Raw genomic sequence first — 20,671 nt, 5'->3', positions numbered from 1 at the left:
TTATAATGGAGTTTTACTCATTGTTATTTTAATAACATTATGAAAAATATATAAAATTTTATTTGAAATCCGAAGAAATGTTCCCATCTATTAGACAAGTACAAATTTGTTGTGAGGAATAACAAGAATGCGTTTTGAAAAATTTACAAACCGCTTGCAGCAAGCCCTTTCAGATGCTCAATCTTTAGCGATGGGTAAAGACCATACCGCGATCGCGGGTATTCATATTTTGAGTACTCTTTTAGAAGAGCCATCAAATATTAGTTTGTTGCAACAAGCAGGTGCACGGTTACCTGAACTTAAACAAAAGCTTGAGCAAGCTATAAAAGATGCTCCGACCATTGCGAATCCGACTGGGGATGTCAATTTAAACCCTGAAGCTGTTAAAGCGCTTAATCTTGCAGATAGATATGCACAAAAAGCGGGTGATGAATTTTTGTCAACTGACTGGGTGCTATTAGGCTTAGCAGAAACAGGCGAAACTAAAAATATTTTAAGTGCCGTAGGTGTAACTCCCGACAGTCTACGTAAAGTAATTGAACATATTCGAGGTAGTGACAAAGTCATGAGTAATAATCACGAAGATCAACGTGACTCACTTAATAAATATACGATTGATTTAACTGAGCGTGCCTTATCTGGAAAACTTGACCCGGTGATTGGGCGTGATGACGAAATCCGCCGTACCATTCAAGTCTTGTCGCGTCGTACAAAAAACAACCCTGTTCTTATTGGTGAACCGGGTGTAGGTAAAACCGCTATTGTTGAAGGTTTGGCTCAGCGTATTGTCAATGGTGAAGTACCGGAAGGCTTAAAAAGCAAACGTGTTTTATCTTTAGATTTAGGTTCATTACTTGCTGGTGCTAAATATCGTGGTGAGTTTGAAGAACGTTTAAAAGCTGTTTTAAAAGATTTGGCAAAACACGAAGGCGAAATCATCCTGTTTATTGATGAGCTACATACGCTTGTAGGCGCAGGTAAAGGCGATGGCGCTATGGATGCAGGTAATATGTTAAAACCTGCATTGGCTCGTGGTGAATTGCGCTGTGTGGGTGCAACAACTTTAGATGAATACCGCCAATATATTGAAAAAGATGCAGCTTTAGAGCGTCGTTTCCAAAAAGTGTTGGTTGATGAACCAAGTGTTGAAGATACCATTGCGATTTTACGTGGTCTAAAAGAGAAATATGCCACTCACCATGGTGTACAAATTTTAGACTCAGCGATTATTGCAGCGGCAAAAATGTCTCATCGCTATATTACAGATCGTCAATTACCAGACAAAGCAATTGACTTGATTGATGAAGCCGCTTCTCGTATTAAGATGGAAATTGACTCTAAACCTGAAGCACTTGATAAACTTGATCGCCGTTTAATCCAGTTGAAAATGCAATTGGAAGCTGTGAAAAAAGATGAAGATGTCGGCAGTAAAGCTGAAGTTAATCATCTTGAAAAACAGATTGCTGAAGTCGAGAAAGAATACAACGATCTTGAAGAAATCTGGAAATCTGAGAAGACTCTTGTTGAGGGTACTAAACAGGCTCAGGTTGAACTTGATAAAGCGCGTATTGCTTTTGAGAAAGCTCAGCGTGAAGGCGATTTGGCTGAAGCAGCGCGCTTACAGTATGGCGTAATTCCAGAGTTACAAAAACAACTGGAGCAAGACGAAGTTGCTGAAGAAAACGAAGAGCCAAAACTCATTCGTACTAAAGTGACTGAAAATGAAATTGCCGAAGTTGTGAGTGCTGCAACAGGAATTCCTGTTGCTAAAATGATGCAAGGTGAGCGTGAAAAACTCCTTAATATGGAAGAGTTTTTACATGACCGTGTTGTAGGTCAAGATGAAGCTGTTGTAGCCGTTTCGAATGCCGTACGTCGTTCACGTGCAGGCTTGTCTGACCCGAATCGTCCTAGCGGATCATTCCTGTTCTTGGGTCCAACAGGTGTTGGTAAAACAGAATTAACCAAAGCATTGGCTAATTTCTTGTTTGACAGTGATGATGCCATGATTCGTATCGACATGAGTGAATTCATGGAAAAACATTCGGTTAGCCGTTTAGTTGGTGCGCCTCCAGGATATGTGGGTTATGAAGAAGGTGGTGTTTTAACTGAAGCTGTTCGCCGTAAACCATATAGTGTGGTGTTGTTTGATGAGGTTGAAAAAGCGCATCCAGATGTATTCAATATCTTGCTACAAGTGTTGGATGATGGTCGCTTAACAGACTCACAAGGTCGAGTAGTAGATTTTAAAAATACTGTGATTGTGATGACCTCGAACTTAGGTTCACAAGATGTACGTGAGCTAGGTGAGGGTGCAACAGACGATGAAGTGCGTACCATTGTAATGAATGCGGTAAGTCAGCATTTCCGTCCGGAATTTATTAACCGGATTGATGAGCTTGTGATTTTCCATTCACTCAAAAAAGCACAGATTCGAGGCATTGCCGATATTCAGTTGGATCGATTACGTTCGCGTCTGGTTGATCGTGATATGAGTTTAACTGTAGATGACACTGCTTTTGATTTATTGATTGATGCTGGTTTCGACCCTGTTTATGGCGCACGCCCATTAAAACGTGCGATTCAACAACAGATTGAAAACACATTAGCGCAAAAAATCTTGTCGGGTGATTTTGTCGCAGGTGACACCATTTTAGTGAAAGGTGAAAATGGTCATTTAGTCTTCGATAAAATGAAACTCAGCTAATCTTGTTCTGCTAAAACCGAAAAGAGAATATGGAAACATATTCTCTTTTTTTATGACGAGGTTATTTATGTTTTTGATGTGAGTAACGCAATTAAGGTGTCTGATACTTTCTGAGTTAATGTCTTTAACTTTTGTTCGGGATGGCCAGATAAAAAGTAATGGTAATGATAAATACGTTCTTGATAAGAAATGCAGATAAAAAAGGTACCTACAGGTTTTTCTGAGGTTTCACTTCCCCCAGATTTTAATAGCCCAGTACAACTTACAATAATATCGGCTTTTTGAAATAACGTTTGTCCCAGCTTGCACATTTCCTCTGTAACTTGTGGTGACTCAGCTGTGTAAGTCTCTATTAACTTAGGATTAATATTTAAAATACTAATTTTAACGCTAGGGTCATAACTCACTAAACCACCGAGTAAAATGTCTGCACCGCTATTTTTATGAATAGAAAATTGACTGGTTAAATAACCGGAACTGGCACTTTCAATAAAAGCAATTTTGAGTTGAAGATTTTCTAATAGTTGACAGCAGTGCTGAAGCATTATTTCACCTCGAATGGTGTTTATTTATAAATAAAATCAATTTACAGATAAATTATGAAATTACAGTAAGTGATTTAAGGGTGTCATTCAAGTCTGGGATAAAAATCTATAAAACTGCTTGAATATTCACAAAATGCCTGTGAAAAAAATCCGATTTTAAAATGATCAATGTTAATTGTCGGGAAGTTTATTTATAACATTGCGACAAGCGTAAAAAATTGTTAATTTTGTTCAATATAACGAACAATAACAATTTTAGGATGAATGAAATGAACAATAAGCAAGGGTATATGCTGGGAATTTTGAGCGGTGTATCTGTATTATTATCAAATACATGGGCAGCACAACCTATGTCGGAAAGTGCGCTTGCCACTCAAACAGGGGCGATAACCGCATCTTTACCCGTAATTATTGCTAAAGCTCAGGATGATGCTAAAAAACCTGCGATAGAACAACAACAAGTACAGCAGGCGTTAGGAGATAACTATTTACAGCAAGTTCGATGGGATGCACTTAGAACCAGCGTACTTTCTCCGTATCAAGAACAAAAACAGAATCATGTTGTTGATAGTAAAGAAAAGAAGAAGTTAGAAATGATTGCGTTACCAGAAAGAGCAGATCGTTTTACTAAATATGATTTTGAGTCAAAAAATGTTCATGGTGAGGTTATTATTACCGTGAAGTAATAATAACCTCTAGTCTCATTAATACTGATCTAAACCAGGGTGCTGAATTTTCCATGCACGGTGGATTTTTTGATTACGTTTAAAATCAAGGCCGATGGTTTCAGAAGTGATTTCTTCAACCTGAAAAATAGCTTCGATCTCTTCGTCCATTTCAAAACCACGATAGTTATTCGAGAAGTAAAGCGTACCTTCACTGTGTAAACGGTTCATTGCGCGTTTAATAAGTGAGATGTGGTCACGTTGTACATCGAATGTACCATAGAATTTTTTCGAGTTTGAGAATGTCGGTGGGTCAATAAAAATAAGATCGTATTGTTCATGGCCTTCTTTTAACCACTCAAAACAGTCACTAGCAAAGAACATGTGTTGTTCATCTGCATGATCTACAGTTAAGCCATTTAAAACAAAGTTTTCTTTTGACCAGTTTAGGTAAGTGTTAGATAAATCCACACTTGTTGTACTAGCAGCACCGCCAAGTGCAGCATGTAAGCTTGCAGTAGACGTATAGCTATATAAGTTCAAGAAGTGTTTACCACGTGCTTCTTGAGCAATACGTAAACGCATTTGACGGTGGTCAAGGAATAAACCTGTGTCGAGGTAATCAGTCAGGTTAACTAAAATTTTAGCTTTACCTTCTTGCACGATAAAACGTTTTGAAGCTGTACTTTGCTTTGTATATTGCGTTGTACCAGTTTGGCGTGCACGTGTCTTAATAAAGATGGCATCACGGTTTAAACCAGTAACAGCACGAATTGCAGCAAGCGCTAAATTAAAACGTTTTTTAGCTTTTTCTGGATCGATTGTTTTTGGTGGTGCGTATTCCTGAACGTGTAAACGGTCACCATATAAGTCAACAGCGACATTAAAGTCAGGTAAGTCTGCATCATACAAACGTAAGCAGTAAACATTTTCTTTTGTTGCCCATTTTTTCAAGGCAGTCATATTTTTTTGCAAACGATTAGCGAAGTCTTGAGCTTCTTCCATTTCAATAGGTTGAGCTTGCCAAGTTGCTAAAAATGGTTGAGTTACTTTTTCAGGTTTGATTACACCAAAACGAATATAAATTGGTAATTTACCATTCATTAAGCGTAAGGTTTCAGGCGCTTCAAATGCTAGAACATCAGATTGTTCAATTTGGGCTGCAATAACTGCTGCATATTGATTTGGGAAATGCTTTTGTAAAAGCGCTGATAAACCTAAGTATAGAGAACGGTTTGAAGCTTTTTCACCTAAACGTTCACCATAAGGCGGGTTAGTCACAATAAATGCAGTTTTGCCTTCAGCAGCAAAATCTGGCCAATCTGCTAAAGTACGCTCTTCGATTTGAATCTGACCTAATAAATTTTCAAAGCCTGCCGCAATAATGTTTTCACGGGTTGCTTTAATTGCTTCCCAGTCTGCATCGTAGGCATAAAATTTCGGTAAAGGTAATTGAAGTGCTTTTTCGTGACGTTCTGCTGCTTCTGCTTTAAGTGAAAGCCAAAGTTCGCGGTCATGACCATGCCAGCCATTAAATCCAAAACGGCGAACAAGTCCTGGTGCACGGTCAGTTAAAATCATTAATGCTTCAATGATAAATGTGCCCGAGCCACACATTGGGTCAAGTACAATCTCTGGATTACGTTGTTTGAGCTGAGCTTTTTGTAAAATTGCCGCAGCAAGGTTTTCTTTAATTGGTGCATCTGTCATGTAACGGCGGTAACCACGCTTATGTAGCGAATCACCTGATAAATCTAGACAGTAAGTATGTTCGGTTTTACCTGCCAAAGCATAGATCGTAATTTCTGGTTGTTTGGTGTCAATGCTAGGACGGCGACCTACAGCTTCCATAAATGAGTCAACGACACCATCTTTTACACGCAGTGTAGCAAATTGCGAATTGACCATGATTTCACGTTCGGCATGCAAGCGAATTGCAAAGGTACTTTGTGGTGCAAAAACAAGTGACCAGTCAAAGCTCATTGCACCTTCGTAGAGTTCTTCTGCGACATCACGTGCATCATGCGTAAAATCAAGTTCATAAGTATGAATAGGAAGTAAAACACGAGAAGCGAGACGCGACCACATACAGATGCGGTAAGCTTGTTCAAGCGTTCCTTCAATGATTAAACGTCCTGCTTTACGTTCTGTCACTTTGGTGCCAAGTTGTTCTATTTCTTCTTGTAAGAGGGGTTCTAAACCATCAGCACAAGTAATCCAATAGTGGTTTAAACGTAAAGAGGTATTCATAAACTCGATTGACCAAAACATATAAATATTAACGATGCAAAGTTTAACTTATTTTGATGTCTAAAGGTTTTTAAATTATTGCAACCTATCATTTAGCAACCAATAAACTGATTTTTAAAGAGTAATACCTTGTAATTGGTATGTATTTTGCTAGACCAAGATTATTGATGGTTATTTATTTAACAGACAAAGTCGATTTTTAACCATTTTTATAATTTTAATGGATGGGGACGTTATAAATGAAAGACATGATGGGGAATGGTTTTATTACTAATGCGGATGCTTTCTCAGTGGCCACACAAATATATGTACGTATGCGTCGGGTCACGGGGCGGGTAATAGATGCAATGTATGTAATTCAAAATAAAGATTATGCAAAATATGTAATTACGGTGGCGTTAGAAACAGAGGATGATGAATTAAAACGATGTGTTGAGCGATTAAGAGCGTTAGTTGAAACACTGCCAGAACCTTCTCAAAAAGAAACGCTCCCTGTTGCTAAGACTGATGAAGATTCAGAAATAACGGCCGAAGACATTTATCGAGCGCAAGTTCCACATCATTATATTGGTGCTTTAAGGTAATCTTGAATAAGACCTTAAATTTTGGTCAATTTAGGGTCTTATTCTGTAAAGTTCTTCTGCGAAAAGAGCGGAATTCAGCTACACTATGCACGTTTTCGCGATTCGACCTATAGGAATCCATTATGCATATTGCAGCGTTGCATCAGCCGAGCCAGGTTCAGCTCAATCAGGACGGAAATTTAAAACATTTTTTAACGATTGAGGGACTTTCAAAAGAAAACCTCACGAAGATTTTAGATACCGCACAAAGCTTTTTAGATGATAATAATAATTTAATTAACCGTCCGCTCTTAGAGGGATTGACGGTTATGAATCTTTTCTTTGAAAACTCCACCCGTACTCGTACTACTTTTGAAGCAGCAGCAAAACGCTTGTCTGCCAATGTATTGAATATTGATATTGCACGTTCAAGTACATCAAAAGGTGAAACGCTACGAGATACGCTTTGGAACCTTGAAGCAATGGCTGCCGATATTTTTGTTGTACGCCATTCATCTTCGGGCGCTGCACATTTCATTGCTAAAGATGTATGTCCAAAGGTCGCGATTATTAATGCTGGAGATGGACGTCATGCTCATCCAACGCAAGCGATGCTTGATATGCTTACAATTCGCCGTGAAACAAAGAAACCTTTTGAAGAGTTGAGTGTTGCCATTATTGGGGACATTAAACACTCTCGCGTAGCACGTTCGGATGTAGCAGCATTACAAACCCTCGGATGTAAAGATATTCGCGTGATTGCACCGAATACCTTATTGCCAGTGGGCTTTTCAGAATATGGCGAACACGTTCGTTTGTTTAATAACATGGATGCTGGGATCGCAGATTGCGATGTGATTATTGCTCTACGTATTCAAAATGAGCGTATTGACTCTCCAGCATTATCTTCACAGTCTGAATTCTACAGAATGTATGGTTTAAACAAAGAGCGTCTTGGTTTAGCCAAACCGGACTGTATTGTGATGCATCCGGGACCAATGAATCGTGGTGTGGAAATTGACTCAAGTGTTGCAGATGGAGACCAGTCGGTTATTTTGAAACAAGTAACCAATGGTATTGCTGTTCGTATGGCTGTGTTGGCACTGTCAATGCAAGGCCAGCTCCAAGAGCAAGGTTTAATTGAAGCGATTACGTTGTAAGGAATGGATCACATGAGTATTGTAAAAATTGAAAATGTACGTGTGTTAGACCCAATCCAAAAAACAGACAGCGTACAAACTGTATATATTCAAAATGGCAAGCTAGTTGCTCAAGCCGAGCAAGTTGAGCAAACCATCGATGGTCAAGGCAAATGGTTAATGCCAACCATGGTTGATTTGTGCGCACGTTTGCGTGAACCTGGTCAACAGCAACACGGTACACTTAAATCTGAAGGTAAAGCAGCACGTGCTAATGGTATTTTGCATGTGATTACTCCACCAGACTCAAAACCGATTGTGCAAGACAATGGTGCGCTTATTCATGGCTTGATTGAAAAGGCATGGCTTGATGGCGGCATTCATATGCATATTATCGGTGCTCAAACCCAAGGTTTAAATGGTAAACAGCCTGCAAATATGGCTGGTCTTAAAAAGGGTGGTTGTACTGCTGTTTCAAATGCCAATGCTGCTTTTGAAAATGATGATGTGGTTATTCGTACTTTGGAATATGCAGCGGGTCTTGGCTTAACGGTTGTGTTCTATGCCGAAGAACCACAAATTGCTAAAGATGGATGTACACACGAAGGCTTTATTGCTTCTCGCCAAGGTCTGCCAATGATTCCGTCGCTTGCTGAAACTGTAGCGATTGCAAAATATTTGCTTATGATTGAAGCAACTGGCGTAAAAGCTCACTTTGGTTTGTTGTCTTGTGGTGCATCGGTTGAATTAATTCGTGCGGCAAAAGCAAAAGGCTTGCCTGTGACTGCTGACGTTGCAATGCACCAGTTACATTTAACTGAACACTTAATCGACGGTTTCAATTCACTTGCACACGTTCGCCCACCATTGCGTTCTGAGCAAGATAAAGAACTTTTACGTCAAGGATTAAAAGAAGGCGTAATTGATGCAATTTGTACGCACCATGAACCTTTAAGCAGTTCGGCAAAAATGGCGCCATTTGCTGAAACTCAGCCGGGTATTACCGCTTTTGATACCTATGTATCTTTAGGTGTTCAACTCATTAATGAGGGTTTATTCGAACCTCTAGAATGGGTAGCTAAAGTTACTAGTGTACCAGCACAGGTTGCGAATATGACTTCGCGTTGGGAAGATGAAGCTGGATGGGTATTGGTAGATCCTGCTTTAAGCTGGACAGTAAGCAAAGATACTATTTTATCGCAAGGAAAAAATACCCCATTGTTGGGTCAAACCTTGACGGGTAAAGTACTTCAAACTTTTGCTAACTGATAAAGTATTTAGTTAAAGTAAATTTAAAATATAAACAGGTAGATCAATAAGATCTACCTGTTTTGTAAGTACTAGATGGAAAATTGTATATAAATTATATAAAAAACAATAAAAGATTGAAGGAAGATTAGAATAAAAAACTATCAGCAAAGAGAAGTATTTGAATAATCAAAAATTGCTGGTTACGACGTATAAGATTCGGGAGAATAACCAATGTCGATAAACCCTATAGAATTGCTTAAAGAAAAAGTATCTTCAATATTATTAAATGAACAGGATGGATACCTAGGCGAAAAATCGAATGCTTTATCTAAGTTTTATCCAATTTTACTTTCATTATTAGCTGCTAAACCTGATCTTATCGGACAATTGAAAAATAGTTTGGCTCCTTCCTTATCAGACCTTTTTTCTCATAATGACCAAATCAAAAATACTGTACTTACCCATTTAAGTGGTACAGCACCAAATAATGAAATTGAAAGCACGCTCAACAGTGCAATTAAACCCAGCCTTAATGCAATTTCAGATGTTGCTGGAAATGATCAGCAAAGTATTGTGAATTACTTGCGCCAGCATGCAGATACTATTCGTTCATATTTACCAGCATGGGCAGTGGGTCTATTAGCTCCGCTAGGACTTGGTGCAGGTTTATCTTCTGTCACACCATCAACTGCACCTCCGCTTGCAGCAGCAACTGAAAATACAGGTAAGTCTCGTGGATTCTTACCGATTATTGCCCTTATTATTCTGGGTCTTATCATTGCTTGGTTATGGCGTTCTTGTCAGCATAAAGAGGCTGTACCAGCACCAGAACCGACCGCTGCCAGTGGTGTTGAAGCTGCTGCTGCACCTGCTAGCTTAACTTTAAGTACCGATGATAAAGGTACAGTGAGTGAGTGTCAGGCTGGAATTGGCGATCAAGGCTTCTTGGCAACGCTACAAACCAACGTTAAAAAGATTTTTTCGACAACTCAAGATTGTAAGGTGGATACGAGTCAAACTTATGCAGCTTCATTTACAGACAAAGATGCACTTGCAGGTGTGTTAGGTGCATTAAAAGGTGTACCAAATGCATCTTTAGAATGGGTAGGCGACAAAATTACTTTGAAAGCGGGTGATGCGGCAGCATTAGAAGCATTAACTGCAAAAGTAAAAGCATTGGTGCCACATACTGAGGTGGTCGGTACAGCACCAGTAACAGCTGAGCAATCTGTAAGCAATAGCTTAACTGCTTCACAAACTGCTCTAGGCTCAATTGACCCGAACAATGTCGATGTAAATGCTTTGGTGAAAGCACTTAACTTGCAAATTATTAATTTTGCCAGTGGTTCAAGTGACATACCTGCCGATAACAAAGCCATTCTTGACCAAGCTGCAACGCTTTTAAATAAAGTGTCTAGCGTCAAATTAAATGTGGGTGGTCATACCGACTCAACAGGTAACGCTGCTGCAAATAAAGCTTTGTCTCAACACCGTGCTCAAGCAGTTGTAGATTATTTAAAATCTAAAGGTGTGGATGCTTCTAAATTAGTTGCAGAAGGCCATGGTTCTGATCAGCCAGTTGCAGAAAACACAACAGAAGAAGGTCGCTTTAAAAACCGTCGTATCGAGTTTTCAGTAGCCCAATAATCGACTGATTTATGAAAAATTAGTTATTTTAATTTGAAAAAAGCTTCTCATTTTGAGAAGCTTTTTTGTTGAGACAAATAATGTTGGATTGATATGAAAATCAGTTTGGTTGGAAGTGGGCGAGTTGCCTTTCATTTGGCAAAGGCTTTATTGGGCCAAGGTCATAATATCGTACAGGTCTATGCGCGTGATTTTGATAAAACCCAAAAATTTGCAGAGAAAATTCGAGCAAAAGCATGCCAGTCTCTTCAAGAATTCCAATCAACCGATCTTATCATTCTAGCGGTTTCAGATAGTGCAATTGCAGAGCTTGTAAAACAAGTTCATGAATTCTTTCCTGACACACTTATTGTTCATACCTCGGGTAGTACTGATATTGAAGTCATCAGTCATGTACATGAAAAAGCAGGGGTGTTTTATCCATTACAAACTTTTAGCTTAGAAAGAGATGTTGATTGGTCTGCAACGCCGTTATTTGTTGAAGCCGTAACAAATGTCGATCAGAAACTACTTTCAGATTTAGCAAATAGCCTAAGTAACCGAGTATATCAATACACCTCAAAACAACGTTTAACTTTACACTTAGCGGCTGTGTTCGCTTGTAATTTTAGTAATTACTGTTTTGATATGGCAAAGCAGGTTGTAGATAAAGAGCAGGTGGACTTTAGTTTGCTATATCCTTTGATTTTGGAAACAGCAAAAAAAACCACTGAAAATGATCCGAAACAAATGCAAACTGGGCCTGCGGTAAGGGGAGATCAGAATATCTTGGCAATGCATCAGAGGTTATTAGCCCAAGCAGAACGGGATGATTTAAAACAGGTCTATCAACTTTTAAGTGATGGCATCGTGAAGCGCCATCACTCAGTTTAAAGCTTATTTAAAATTAAGGTTCGCCGTTATTTCCCCATTTTAAGAAACCCGCACGTTGATTTAAACGTTCAAAATATTGGTCGACATGTTTAAGCGTTGGATGGTCAAAAGGAGTGGCCTTCCAGCGTTGTACAGATAGACCAATTGGAATATCCGCTAGAGTGAACTCAGTTCCTGCAACATAGGCTTGAGTTTTTGCAAGTTGTTGATCGAGAATCTGCATATGATGATTCCAGTTCTCAATACCTTGTTGTAATAAGTTTGGATCTTGATGATCTGGAGAATGTCTAAGTAGAGACATAATCGTATAAGTCCAGCTGTTATTTAGCTCGATCGCTTGCCAATCAATCCACTGGTCAACAAAGAACCTTTCTTTTGCTTGAGTAGGGTAAAGTTTATGCTCTTTATCGTAAGCATTGGCGAGATAACGGATAATACTGTTGGATTGCCAAAGGACTAAATCGCCATCTAAAACAACAGGAATTTGACCATTTGGGTTTAATTGCAAATATTCAGCTGATTGAGCAGAACGAAAGCCTCGACCCCAGTCTTCTCTTTCATATTCAAGATTTAATTCTTCACACAGCCATAAGACTTTGCGAACGTTAATTGAGTTATCGCGCCCTAAAATTTTTAACATATTGTTTTCTGACTTTTCGTGAGTTTAAGTAAATTGAATGTAATACAGATTCTTTAATTTTTTAAGATTTAATAATAAAAAAGATAGCAGAACAAATACTAGCTATAAGAGCATAATTTTTTTGATATTTATTATTCTTTTGTGGTGAAAATATACAGACAGTTTTGTATAGTAAGTGTTAAAATAATGTATTGAAAATATAAATTCTGAATGTATCTTAATTTTACAATTGATGATCAAGACAAGATCATAGGGGAAGACGTAATCCAAGCATGCCAAGTCGGCGAGTCGTTTTCTCCAACTTAAATTACACTGTTTTGTATGAGAATTTAAAATAGTATTTTAGATAGAGAAAAATATTTTATATGTTTAATTTATTATTAATGGGGCTTTCAATTTTTTTTGGATTTTTTTTACTCTTATGGTTAATTTTTAAATTTCTTCTTCTTGTGGTTAAGAATATCTATACAAAGTATATTTTTCTAGGATTATCCTTAATTTTACTTTTAATTTTGGGTAGCTATTTTATTGTAAAAAATTATGAACAAAGAAAAATAGAGAAAATTTTTTGTTTGCAAGCTAAAAATTTTAATACAAATCAATTGTATGAAAGAGCAATGGCAAGTTATTTTCAGAGTTATAAAGATGATATCATTTTTAAAAAATCGAAAGATAAAGTAGATGATAATGAAAAAAGTGATAATGCTACTTATAATCTATTTTTTTTAAAAGAAAATATTCGTAATCTTGATGACTTGCAAAATGCTTTTAAAAGTCAAATTGAAAATCCATATAATACAATTAATTCTAAAGTTACTGTAGGAAAAAGAGGAAATAAAATACTTGATGAGGATTTGGTATTAGATGGTATTTCTCATGGTGGTGTTGTGGTTTTAACAGGGTTTTCAAAAATACGAGACAATATTGACGTAAATAATAAAAATTTTTATCAGCAACTCAATAATAAAAATAGTTTTTTATTAACATTTTCATCAGATGGTGATGCCAATCTGCAAAATTTTTATCCCTATAACTGCTGTAGTATTATTAATTATGATAATTTAATTAATAATAAGGGGGTTAGTCATCTTTCTAAGCAAAAAATAACTAAATATTATTTAATAGTTTCTTATTATAGATATAAAATTAATACATTTATTAAGGACATGAAATATATACCACTTAAAGAAATTTATATTGAATCTCAGGCACATCCTATTGATGAATGTGGAAGGGTTTCTTTTAATGTTTATCTTCCTGTAGAAAGATTGAATGTTAATTGAAGTTGGATTAGGCTAAATAATGATATGTGATATAGTTTATATTAAAAATTATGAATTATTGTCTTGATGTTAGTTTTAAGGTTTTGATTAATTGTGAAGCGTGAAGGTTGTTTGGGCTTGAATGGGGATTAAAATGAAGAAATATAAAATATTGTTTTTTGCTATATTGGTGTTTTTCGTAATATTTGATTTTTTAAATAATAAATATTACGAATATATAATTAATAAAAATGAAGAAGAAGGATTTTGTACAAGTGAGAATAAATATCTTACTGACGAAGAAAAATTAATAAATTTAAAAGCAGATTTTTTGGCTATAGAAATGGAACATTGGATTAGAGATGGTCGTGAAGGATTTAATGTGGATGATAATGTGATGTATGTTTCTAAATTTAATTTTAATAATAAGGAAAAAATTATTGAAGTGATAAGTACTGCAAAATTAGATAAAACATTCGAAGATAATATGGGTATTGTAGCAGTGGCAACAATGCAGGAATATTATGATAATAAAGATTGTAAGAAAGATAAAAGAAGATGCAAAGATTTAAACGAAAATAAGAATAATTTAAAAAGTTTATGGACAAAAGATAATCGTGTGGATATTGATTATTTGAAAAGCTTGCCAATGAACTATTCTGTAATAACTTATGGGCGAACAATTTATCCACTTTCAAGTTTGAAGAAAATAAGTAACAGTAATTATAGTATAGAAGAATACTCTATTGATAAGCTTTGTTGTGATAATAAAGAAATCCTTAAATCGATTAAAACAATCGATTTAAAAATGATAAGGAATATGAAAAGAATGGAAGAAGGTGAAAAAATTTATAGCACCAAAGAACCTGATTTAAATTTGGATCAAATTGATGGTCAAAATATTGATAATATTTATATTATGAAGTTATATGAAAATTTAGCACTTAATGAGCCAGAACAAATCCAAAGATATGGGATACGTATGAGTGTGGCTTCTCTAAGAAAAGATATATATCCATTTGTTAGGAGAATATTGGTAACTGCATGTGGCACTATTTCAGAAGAAGAGCAAGTATTTAACTCTAGTGAAACTCAAAGTGGCGAAGATATTTCATTGAGAAAAAGAAATAAATTATATTAATTAAATGTGTTGTCGGTTGATTTTTAAATGAAAAACCTAAACTCTAAGAGCTTGTACTTATTATTTTTAATTTTTTACTCAGTAGGAGTCCTCTATTGGGTAATAAGTAATAAGAGTTTTTATGGAATAAGATTTTTATCTATATGGTCCATTGTGATGATATGGATTGTAAATTTAAATTCAATTTTTTTAAGTTATAAAGTGAATTTTTTTTAATGGTCTTTTTTTTAGCTCCTTTTGTTACAGGGCTCCCTGAAAAAATATCAATTTTATTTTTTATAATATTGAGCAAGGTTATAGAGAATCAGAAACTCATAAAGTTGAAGTTGCAGGTTATTTCAAAACGGGAACCTCTAAACAAGGAAGAGACACTTGGGCTTATGCTGAGGATAGAGAGGATAAAAGAATAAATTATGTAATGGTATGCAACTTAATATCTAGGGTTAAGTGTGATTTAGGGAGTTTAAAAGGAGTGAAAGCAATTGTTAAATTAAAACAAGAGAATAGCTATCCGTTAAAAAATATGAGTGTAGTTTATAGATTTGAAAGCAAAAATCTGAATATTGGGGAAAATGAATTAATAGAATTATATAAGGAAAATAAAAAATTTATTTTCTATTTTTTATTCTTTATTTATATTCCATCAATTTGTTTTTCTTTTTTAATCTTAAAGAAACTTTAAAAGGCATTAAATACTAATATTTAATGCCTTTATTTTTTGTCTTTAGTAGTTAAATTTTACTTAACCTTCTTAAAGATAAAGTCATTAATCTTATGACCTGACTCAATACCACGGCGTTCAAACTTAGTCACTGGGCGCCAGTCTGGACGTGGGTAGCTGTTGCCTTTACCTGCCAAGTTTTCAAGGTCTGGACGGTTGTCTAATACATCTAGCATCCATTCTGCGTACGGTTCCCAATCTGTTGCAGCATGGAATGTACCGCCAAGCTCAAGCTTTTGTTCAACCAATGGCATACGCTCATGAGCAACAAAACGGCGTTTGAAATGACGTTTCTTTTGCCACGGGTCTGGGAAGTAAAGTTGTACACAGTTAATGCTGTTGTCTGGCATTTCACGTAGAACCTGAATTGCATCTGCATCAAGTACACGTAAGTTTTTAACTTCTGCTATACCTGCTTCATATAGGCATTGAGCAATACCAGGTACATGGACTTCAATACCCACATAGTTACGTTCAGGGTTTGCTTTTGCCATAAGTACTAACGAACGACCCATACCAAAACCGATTTCAACAGTTAATGGACGCTCTGGGTGTTCGAAGTGTTGACGTAAGTCGCCAACAGGATATTCCAAAATTAAATCGCGATGTTGTTCTAATGCCGTGCGTTGAGACGTATTAAGTGGTGCTGAACGACGCATAAACGTCACAATTTCACGGTGTTCAGGCAAATTGTCTAAGTCTGCAATTTGCGTTTCTAACTGATCGATCGACATAACCTTGGCAATATTGAAATTCAAATGCAGTATTTTAAGTCTTCATGGGATCAAGTCAAATGTTTCGGTGTTTTTCTTCATGTAGATGTCATGATCAATATTTACTCTAAGAGACTAATTAAAACTCATATGAACACTTTTACTCATGAAAACTTTTCAATTAAGAACACTTTCGGTCTTTTTAAGTGCATTAGGTGCATTTTCATATAGCTCAGTTGCTCAAGCGCAGCTCATGTTTAGCCAATATGTGGATGGGAGCAGCAATAAAAAAGGCTTGGAAATTTATAATCCAGATGGCGCTACAGTTAATTTAGCCGATTATGAGATTCAACAATTTAATAATGGTGGTACAGCAAAGACAGTGGCTTTTCGTTTACAAGGCACGCTCGCGAGTAAGCAGAAGTTTTTAGTGGGGCGCTCAGAGTTACAAACTGAGCTTGGAAGTAAAGTTAATCAGGTGGCAGCACTATCTTTTAATGGAGACGATGCGGTTATACTCGTTTATAAAGGTACGCCTGTAGACCGTTTTGGCCGTATTGGTGAACGCCCAGCAGCGGGATGGGGGACGGCAGTTTCAAGCCTCGGAAATAGTTTTAAGCGTATTGAAACAGAGAATCCAGCTTTAAGTGTTGATGCAACTGCAGCATTTGATTTGGATCATTCATGGTCGGCATGGGCGAACCGAAATGACTTTTCAAATTTATCGGGTTCTACAACTCAGCCTCCTGTTGAAACAGTAAGTTGTTCAAGTTCAGATACACCAATTGCTGACTTGGCGGCAGCAACTCAAGACCAGACTTATACTGTGCGTGGTGTGATTACAGCTGATTATCGTTATGCCAATGGTTTCTCTGGTTTTTATGTTCAGACGCCAGACACTAAAGCACGCGCAAATGTCAGTAATGCTATTTTTGTTTATATTCCAAATAGTAGTGCGGTAAAAGGTGGGCAAGTTGGCGATGAAGTTATTTTACGTGGTCGTTTAACGTCTTATCAAAATCAGCTACAAATAGATCAATTACAACAAGATATTCAAACCTGTAATAGCAATATGGCAAATCAGGTTCAGCCAATTAGCCTTGAACTCCCGTTTGCTAGTTTAACGGGTGGCTCAATTAATTCACCGCAGCGTTATCAAGGTATGTTGGTCAAACTACCTCAGACTTTAACGGTGAGTGAGAACTATAATTATGGTCGTTATGGCGAACTATCGCTAAGTTTAGGCCGTTTATATATTCCAACTAATTTATATCCAGCGTTATCTCCTGAAGCTAAAGCTTTAGCTCAGAAAAATTTATTATCGAAAATTATTTTTGATGATGGCTATAACAATCAAAACCGTACACCGTGGCTACCAAGCAATTTTAGTGCTGCCAATACGCTACGTTCGGGTTATCAACTTAAAAATGCTGAAGGTATTTTAGAATATCGTTTTAATGGTTGGCGTGTACAACCTGTGCTTGGACGTAATCAGCCTGAAGTTATTACTCAAACAAACCCGCGTCAAAACGTCCTTACTAAAAATGCTAATCACATTCGTGTAGCTTCATTTAACGTTTTGAACTATGACAATGGTGCAACGGGTTTTCCAACAGAGCGTGGTGCGACAACACAAGCTGAGTTTGATAAACAGCATCGTAAAATTGTGAGTGCATTAAAAGCGATTGATGCCGATGTATACGGTTTAATGGAAATTGCCAACAATGGTTATGGGCCTAACAGTGCAATTGCCAATTTGACCAAAGCTTTAGGTAGCGATTGGAAATATGTGGTTCCTGAAAACTTAGATCGTTTAGGTGGTGATGCAATCGCAGTTGCTATTATCTATAACAGCAAACGTGTTAAGCCTTTAAATAAACCTGTTGTGCTTGATTTAGGCGTCAAGAACCGAACAACTTTGGCGCAAAGTTTCCAAGCAGTTCGTGGTAATAAAACGTTTACTGTTATTCCAAACCACTTGAAATCAAAAAGCTGTAGTGGGGTCGATGCTAGCTCTACTGACGCAGACCAAAAAGATGGTCAAGGCTGTTGGAACCCAACTCGTGTGAAAGCCGTTGATCAAATTGTGCAATGGCTCGCGAAAAATCCAACTCAAGTGCAAAAGCAAAATGCTTTACTTGTAGGGGATATGAATAGTTACGCAAAAGAAGAGCCCATTTTGTCATTTGAGAAAGCGAATTATAAAGTTTTACTTAATGACACTAAGGTCGGTCAGGGTACTCAGGCGTATAGCTATGTGTATGGTGTTGCGAGTGATGCCAATGGCAATGGTGGAGCAGGTAACTTAGATCATGCAATTGCTGATGCAGCTTTATATCCAAAAGTGGTTCGAACCTTTGCATGGCATATCAATGCAGATGAGCCAACGGTTCTAGATTACAACGAAGAATATAAAACGGATGAGCAAAAGGCATTATTCTATGGTGAAGATGCTTATCGTTCTTCGGATCATGACCCTGTAATTGTCGATCTAGATTTAAATGGAAAAGACTCAAGTCATTCTGACGATGATAAGAAAAATGGGATTTTTGATTTCTTAACTGAATTAGTGAATTGGTTTAGCCAGCTTTTTAAGCGTAATTAACGGAAAAATTGCGTGACGCAAATGTGTTTTATCATATTTTAAACAATCGTCACGCAAGACAACTTGCAAGGAATGACTTTTTGAAGAATATTAGATGGCGTAAGTATTTTATAAGTTTACGCTTTTTTACAATTAAAGAATTGTGCAAACCTTGCAGGTTTTCTAGAAGCAATTTAAAACGTTAATATGAGATAACAAGGATCAGATATGAAATTATATTATTCGCCAGGCGCATGTTCTTTAGCTGCACATATTATTTTAAATGAAATTAATGTTGATTTTGACTTAGAACGGGTAAATTTAAAAACTCATAAAACAGAAAAAGGCGCAGATTATTACGAGATTAATCCAAAAGGATATGTACCAGCTTTAGAAATTAATCCGGGTTTAATGTTAACTGAAAACGTTGCGATTTTACCGTTCCTTGCTCAGCATGATCCTAAACAAGACTTAATTCCTCCATCAGGGATGGGGCGTGCGAAAGTATTGGAATGGTTGGGATATTTGAACTCTGAATTACATGATGCATATGCAGTCTTCTTTGGGGCGCCGTTAACGACTGATGAAAAAACTAAAGCTTATGCAGAAATTGATCGTCTTTTAAAATATATCGATAACTATTTGGCTGAGTCTGATTATGATTATTTGGTAAATGATAATTTCGGTCCAGCAGATGCTTATCTATTTGTTTTAACAAACTGGTCAAACTCAATTGAACATGATTTAACGCCATATAAACATATTATTGCTCTACGTAATAAGGTAGCAGAACGTCAATCTGTACAAATTGCGATGCGTGATGAAGGTCTAATTTCTTAATCAGTTTTTTAGACTTTAATAAAAAGCCCCTGTTCATACAGGGGCTTTTTTTATATTAAAGATGATTAGTGTTGAGCATCTTTTTTCACATCAGCAGCAGTATTTTCAACAGCTTGGGCAGCATCAGCAGTTGCCTTACGAGCAGTTGCTTCAGTTTTTGCAGCAGCTTCAGCGGTTGCGTCAGCAGCATGGTCAGTTGCAGCATCGATTTTTGCAGTAGCATTATCAGTTGCAGTAGCAATATCGCTTGCAGCTTTGTCACCAGCCGATTTGATATCTGCAGTTGCTTGTTGAGCAGCATTTTCTAAGTGTTCACCCGTTGTCGCACCTGTTTCTGGAGCTTTATCTTTATTACATCCAACAAGGGCAACGGTCGCAGCAAGACCTAAAGCAACAAGTAATTTATTCATTGTGTTTTTCCTTCTAATTCATAGCATCCAAATATGGATGTATAAAATATAAACATAAACTAACTGATTAATAAAGATCGAAAATTGTTAAAGAGTTGTAACTCTAATATTAAAAAAGCCTAGCATTTTGTAATGCTAGGCTTGGGTTAAATCATACTGGTTGGACTGAATTTTATTGCCCAGAACGGATGATGTAATCAAACGCAGAGAGTGAGGCTTTAGCGCCTTCACCTGTGGCAATAATGATTTGTTTGTAAGGCACTGTTGTACAGTCACCAGCAGCAAATACACCTTTGACATTGGTTTCATTGCGGTCATTCACAATGATTTCACCGCGGTTGGTTAACTCAACTTCACTGTCTTTTAAGAAGTCAGTGTTTGGTAATAAACCAATCTGTACAAAGATCCCTGCAAGTTCAACTACATGCTCTTCATCAGTCGCACGGTCTTTATATTTAAGACCCGTCACTTGTGAGCCATCACCTAACACTTCTGTACTTAAGGCATTCATAATCACAGTTGTGTTCGGCAAGCTATGCAGTTTGTTTTGCAACACTTGGTCAGCACGGAGTTTTGTATCGAACTCAACCAAAGTCACATGCTCAACAATCCCTGCAAGGTCAATTGCAGCTTCAACACCAGAGTTACCGCCACCAATCACCGCTACACGTTTACCTTTGAACAATGGACCATCACAGTGTGGGCAGTACGCAACACCAC

The 20,671-nt window shown here is 37.0% G+C and carries 18 protein-coding genes; 12 read left to right on the top strand and 6 right to left on the bottom strand.

Translation table 11 applies throughout. The features are described from left to right. The first annotated feature begins 127 nt into the window (after nt 1-127). Nucleotides 128-2,707 carry an ATP-dependent chaperone ClpB gene (clpB, locus tag ODQ17_RS12780; protein ID WP_013198493.1) on the top strand — a complete coding sequence of 860 codons (2,580 nt, stop codon included), beginning with the start codon at nt 128-130 and terminating at the stop codon, nt 2,705-2,707. A 65-nt stretch (nt 2,708-2,772) separates the two neighbouring features. Here clpB and ODQ17_RS12775 read toward each other — a convergent pair whose 3' ends face one another. After that, nucleotides 2,773-3,252, bottom strand: coding sequence for a CinA family protein (locus tag ODQ17_RS12775; protein ID WP_322904094.1), 480 nt, complete (start codon nt 3,250-3,252; stop codon nt 2,773-2,775). A gap of 269 nt (nt 3,253-3,521) precedes the next feature. Between ODQ17_RS12775 and ODQ17_RS12770 the strand changes: the two genes are divergently transcribed. Beyond that, nucleotides 3,522-3,938: a hypothetical protein gene (locus ODQ17_RS12770; protein WP_107882491.1), complete on the top strand. Its 417-nt coding sequence runs from the start codon at nt 3,522-3,524 to the stop codon at nt 3,936-3,938. 18 nt (nt 3,939-3,956) lie between these two features. Here ODQ17_RS12770 and rlmKL read toward each other — a convergent pair whose 3' ends face one another. Beyond that, on the bottom strand, nt 3,957-6,167 hold the full coding sequence (gene rlmKL, locus ODQ17_RS12765) for a bifunctional 23S rRNA (guanine(2069)-N(7))-methyltransferase RlmK/23S rRNA (guanine(2445)-N(2))-methyltransferase RlmL (protein ID WP_034596304.1): 2,211 nt from the start codon (nt 6,165-6,167) through the stop codon (nt 3,957-3,959). A 239-nt stretch (nt 6,168-6,406) separates the two neighbouring features. Between rlmKL and ODQ17_RS12760 the strand changes: the two genes are divergently transcribed. From ODQ17_RS12760 to ODQ17_RS12740, 5 genes are all read left to right on the top strand, one after another. Further along, complete coding sequence (locus tag ODQ17_RS12760) at nt 6,407-6,751, top strand: hypothetical protein (protein ID WP_322904089.1); 345 nt, start codon at nt 6,407-6,409, stop codon at nt 6,749-6,751. A 122-nt stretch (nt 6,752-6,873) separates the two neighbouring features. Next, nucleotides 6,874-7,890, top strand: a complete 1,017-nt coding sequence (locus ODQ17_RS12755) for an aspartate carbamoyltransferase catalytic subunit (RefSeq protein ID WP_003652674.1) — start codon at nt 6,874-6,876, stop codon at nt 7,888-7,890. A 12-nt stretch (nt 7,891-7,902) separates the two neighbouring features. Beyond that, nucleotides 7,903-9,138, top strand: a complete 1,236-nt coding sequence (locus ODQ17_RS12750; protein ID WP_322904087.1) for a dihydroorotase — start codon at nt 7,903-7,905, stop codon at nt 9,136-9,138. A 213-nt stretch (nt 9,139-9,351) separates the two neighbouring features. Beyond that, nucleotides 9,352-10,767 (top strand): OmpA family protein, encoded by a 1,416-nt coding sequence (locus tag ODQ17_RS12745; RefSeq protein WP_322904085.1) that lies wholly within the window; start codon nt 9,352-9,354, stop codon nt 10,765-10,767. A 93-nt stretch (nt 10,768-10,860) separates the two neighbouring features. Further along, nucleotides 10,861-11,640, top strand: coding sequence for a Rossmann-like and DUF2520 domain-containing protein (locus ODQ17_RS12740; protein ID WP_322904084.1), 780 nt, complete (start codon nt 10,861-10,863; stop codon nt 11,638-11,640). Between the two features lie 13 nt (nt 11,641-11,653). Here ODQ17_RS12740 and ODQ17_RS12735 read toward each other — a convergent pair whose 3' ends face one another. Further along, nucleotides 11,654-12,280, bottom strand: a complete 627-nt coding sequence (locus tag ODQ17_RS12735) for a glutathione S-transferase family protein (protein ID WP_199942443.1) — start codon at nt 12,278-12,280, stop codon at nt 11,654-11,656. A 365-nt stretch (nt 12,281-12,645) separates the two neighbouring features. Between ODQ17_RS12735 and ODQ17_RS12730 the strand changes: the two genes are divergently transcribed. The 3 genes from ODQ17_RS12730 to ODQ17_RS12720 all read left to right on the top strand — a co-directional run bounded on the left by ODQ17_RS12730 (nt 12,646) and on the right by ODQ17_RS12720 (nt 15,365). Further along, nucleotides 12,646-13,563 carry a hypothetical protein gene (locus ODQ17_RS12730; protein WP_322904079.1) on the top strand — a complete coding sequence of 306 codons (918 nt, stop codon included), beginning with the start codon at nt 12,646-12,648 and terminating at the stop codon, nt 13,561-13,563. 133 nt (nt 13,564-13,696) lie between these two features. Beyond that, a complete protein-coding gene (locus tag ODQ17_RS12725; RefSeq protein WP_322904077.1) occupies nt 13,697-14,683 on the top strand; it encodes a hypothetical protein in 987 nt (328 codons plus the stop codon). A 472-nt stretch (nt 14,684-15,155) separates the two neighbouring features. After that, entirely contained in the window at nt 15,156-15,365 is a 210-nt protein-coding gene (locus ODQ17_RS12720) for a hypothetical protein (RefSeq protein ID WP_322904075.1), read from the top strand. Between the two features lie 56 nt (nt 15,366-15,421). On the opposite strand, the gene trmB is transcribed toward ODQ17_RS12720, so the two are convergent. Continuing rightward, complete coding sequence (trmB, locus tag ODQ17_RS12715; RefSeq protein WP_322904073.1) at nt 15,422-16,138, bottom strand: tRNA (guanosine(46)-N7)-methyltransferase TrmB; 717 nt, start codon at nt 16,136-16,138, stop codon at nt 15,422-15,424. A gap of 145 nt (nt 16,139-16,283) precedes the next feature. Between trmB and ODQ17_RS12710 the strand changes: the two genes are divergently transcribed. Together ODQ17_RS12710 and ODQ17_RS12705 are read left to right on the top strand one after the other, a co-directional pair. Next, complete coding sequence (locus tag ODQ17_RS12710; RefSeq protein WP_322904070.1) at nt 16,284-18,722, top strand: ExeM/NucH family extracellular endonuclease; 2,439 nt, start codon at nt 16,284-16,286, stop codon at nt 18,720-18,722. A 207-nt stretch (nt 18,723-18,929) separates the two neighbouring features. Next, nucleotides 18,930-19,541: a glutathione binding-like protein gene (locus ODQ17_RS12705; RefSeq protein WP_003652661.1), complete on the top strand. Its 612-nt coding sequence runs from the start codon at nt 18,930-18,932 to the stop codon at nt 19,539-19,541. Between the two features lie 65 nt (nt 19,542-19,606). Here ODQ17_RS12705 and ODQ17_RS12700 read toward each other — a convergent pair whose 3' ends face one another. Continuing rightward, entirely contained in the window at nt 19,607-19,951 is a 345-nt protein-coding gene (locus ODQ17_RS12700) for a hypothetical protein (RefSeq protein WP_005303582.1), read from the bottom strand. A 172-nt stretch (nt 19,952-20,123) separates the two neighbouring features. Continuing rightward, nucleotides 20,124-20,671: FAD-dependent oxidoreductase (locus tag ODQ17_RS12695; protein ID WP_322900898.1), on the bottom strand; the 548-nt coding region annotated here is incomplete at its 5' end.

The organism is Acinetobacter sp. IRS14, assembly GCF_034650275.1.
Lineage (GTDB): Bacteria > Pseudomonadota > Gammaproteobacteria > Pseudomonadales > Moraxellaceae > Acinetobacter > Acinetobacter oleivorans.
The sequence above is the reverse complement of the archived record's forward strand: the minus strand, read 5'-3'. Positions and strand labels throughout refer to the sequence as shown.

Coding starts and splice junctions, on each gene's coding strand:
- ODQ17_RS12775 (WP_322904094.1), bottom strand. CDS start 3,252: ATGCTTCAGCACTGCTGTCAACTATTAGAAAATCTTCAACTCAAAATT.
- ODQ17_RS12700 (WP_005303582.1), bottom strand. CDS start 19,951: ATGAATAAATTACTTGTTGCTTTAGGTCTTGCTGCGACCGTTGCCCTT.
- ODQ17_RS12745 (WP_322904085.1), top strand. CDS start 9,352: ATGTCGATAAACCCTATAGAATTGCTTAAAGAAAAAGTATCTTCAATA.
- ODQ17_RS12770 (WP_107882491.1), top strand. CDS start 3,522: ATGAACAATAAGCAAGGGTATATGCTGGGAATTTTGAGCGGTGTATCT.
- ODQ17_RS12705 (WP_003652661.1), top strand. CDS start 18,930: ATGAAATTATATTATTCGCCAGGCGCATGTTCTTTAGCTGCACATATT.
- ODQ17_RS12730 (WP_322904079.1), top strand. CDS start 12,646: ATGTTTAATTTATTATTAATGGGGCTTTCAATTTTTTTTGGATTTTTT.
- ODQ17_RS12740 (WP_322904084.1), top strand. CDS start 10,861: ATGAAAATCAGTTTGGTTGGAAGTGGGCGAGTTGCCTTTCATTTGGCA.
- ODQ17_RS12735 (WP_199942443.1), bottom strand. CDS start 12,280: ATGTTAAAAATTTTAGGGCGCGATAACTCAATTAACGTTCGCAAAGTC.
- ODQ17_RS12725 (WP_322904077.1), top strand. CDS start 13,697: ATGAAGAAATATAAAATATTGTTTTTTGCTATATTGGTGTTTTTCGTA.
- ODQ17_RS12750 (WP_322904087.1), top strand. CDS start 7,903: ATGAGTATTGTAAAAATTGAAAATGTACGTGTGTTAGACCCAATCCAA.
- rlmKL (WP_034596304.1), bottom strand. CDS start 6,167: ATGAATACCTCTTTACGTTTAAACCACTATTGGATTACTTGTGCTGAT.
- ODQ17_RS12710 (WP_322904070.1), top strand. CDS start 16,284: ATGAAAACTTTTCAATTAAGAACACTTTCGGTCTTTTTAAGTGCATTA.
- clpB (WP_013198493.1), top strand. CDS start 128: ATGCGTTTTGAAAAATTTACAAACCGCTTGCAGCAAGCCCTTTCAGAT.
- ODQ17_RS12760 (WP_322904089.1), top strand. CDS start 6,407: ATGAAAGACATGATGGGGAATGGTTTTATTACTAATGCGGATGCTTTC.
- ODQ17_RS12755 (WP_003652674.1), top strand. CDS start 6,874: ATGCATATTGCAGCGTTGCATCAGCCGAGCCAGGTTCAGCTCAATCAG.
- trmB (WP_322904073.1), bottom strand. CDS start 16,138: ATGTCGATCGATCAGTTAGAAACGCAAATTGCAGACTTAGACAATTTG.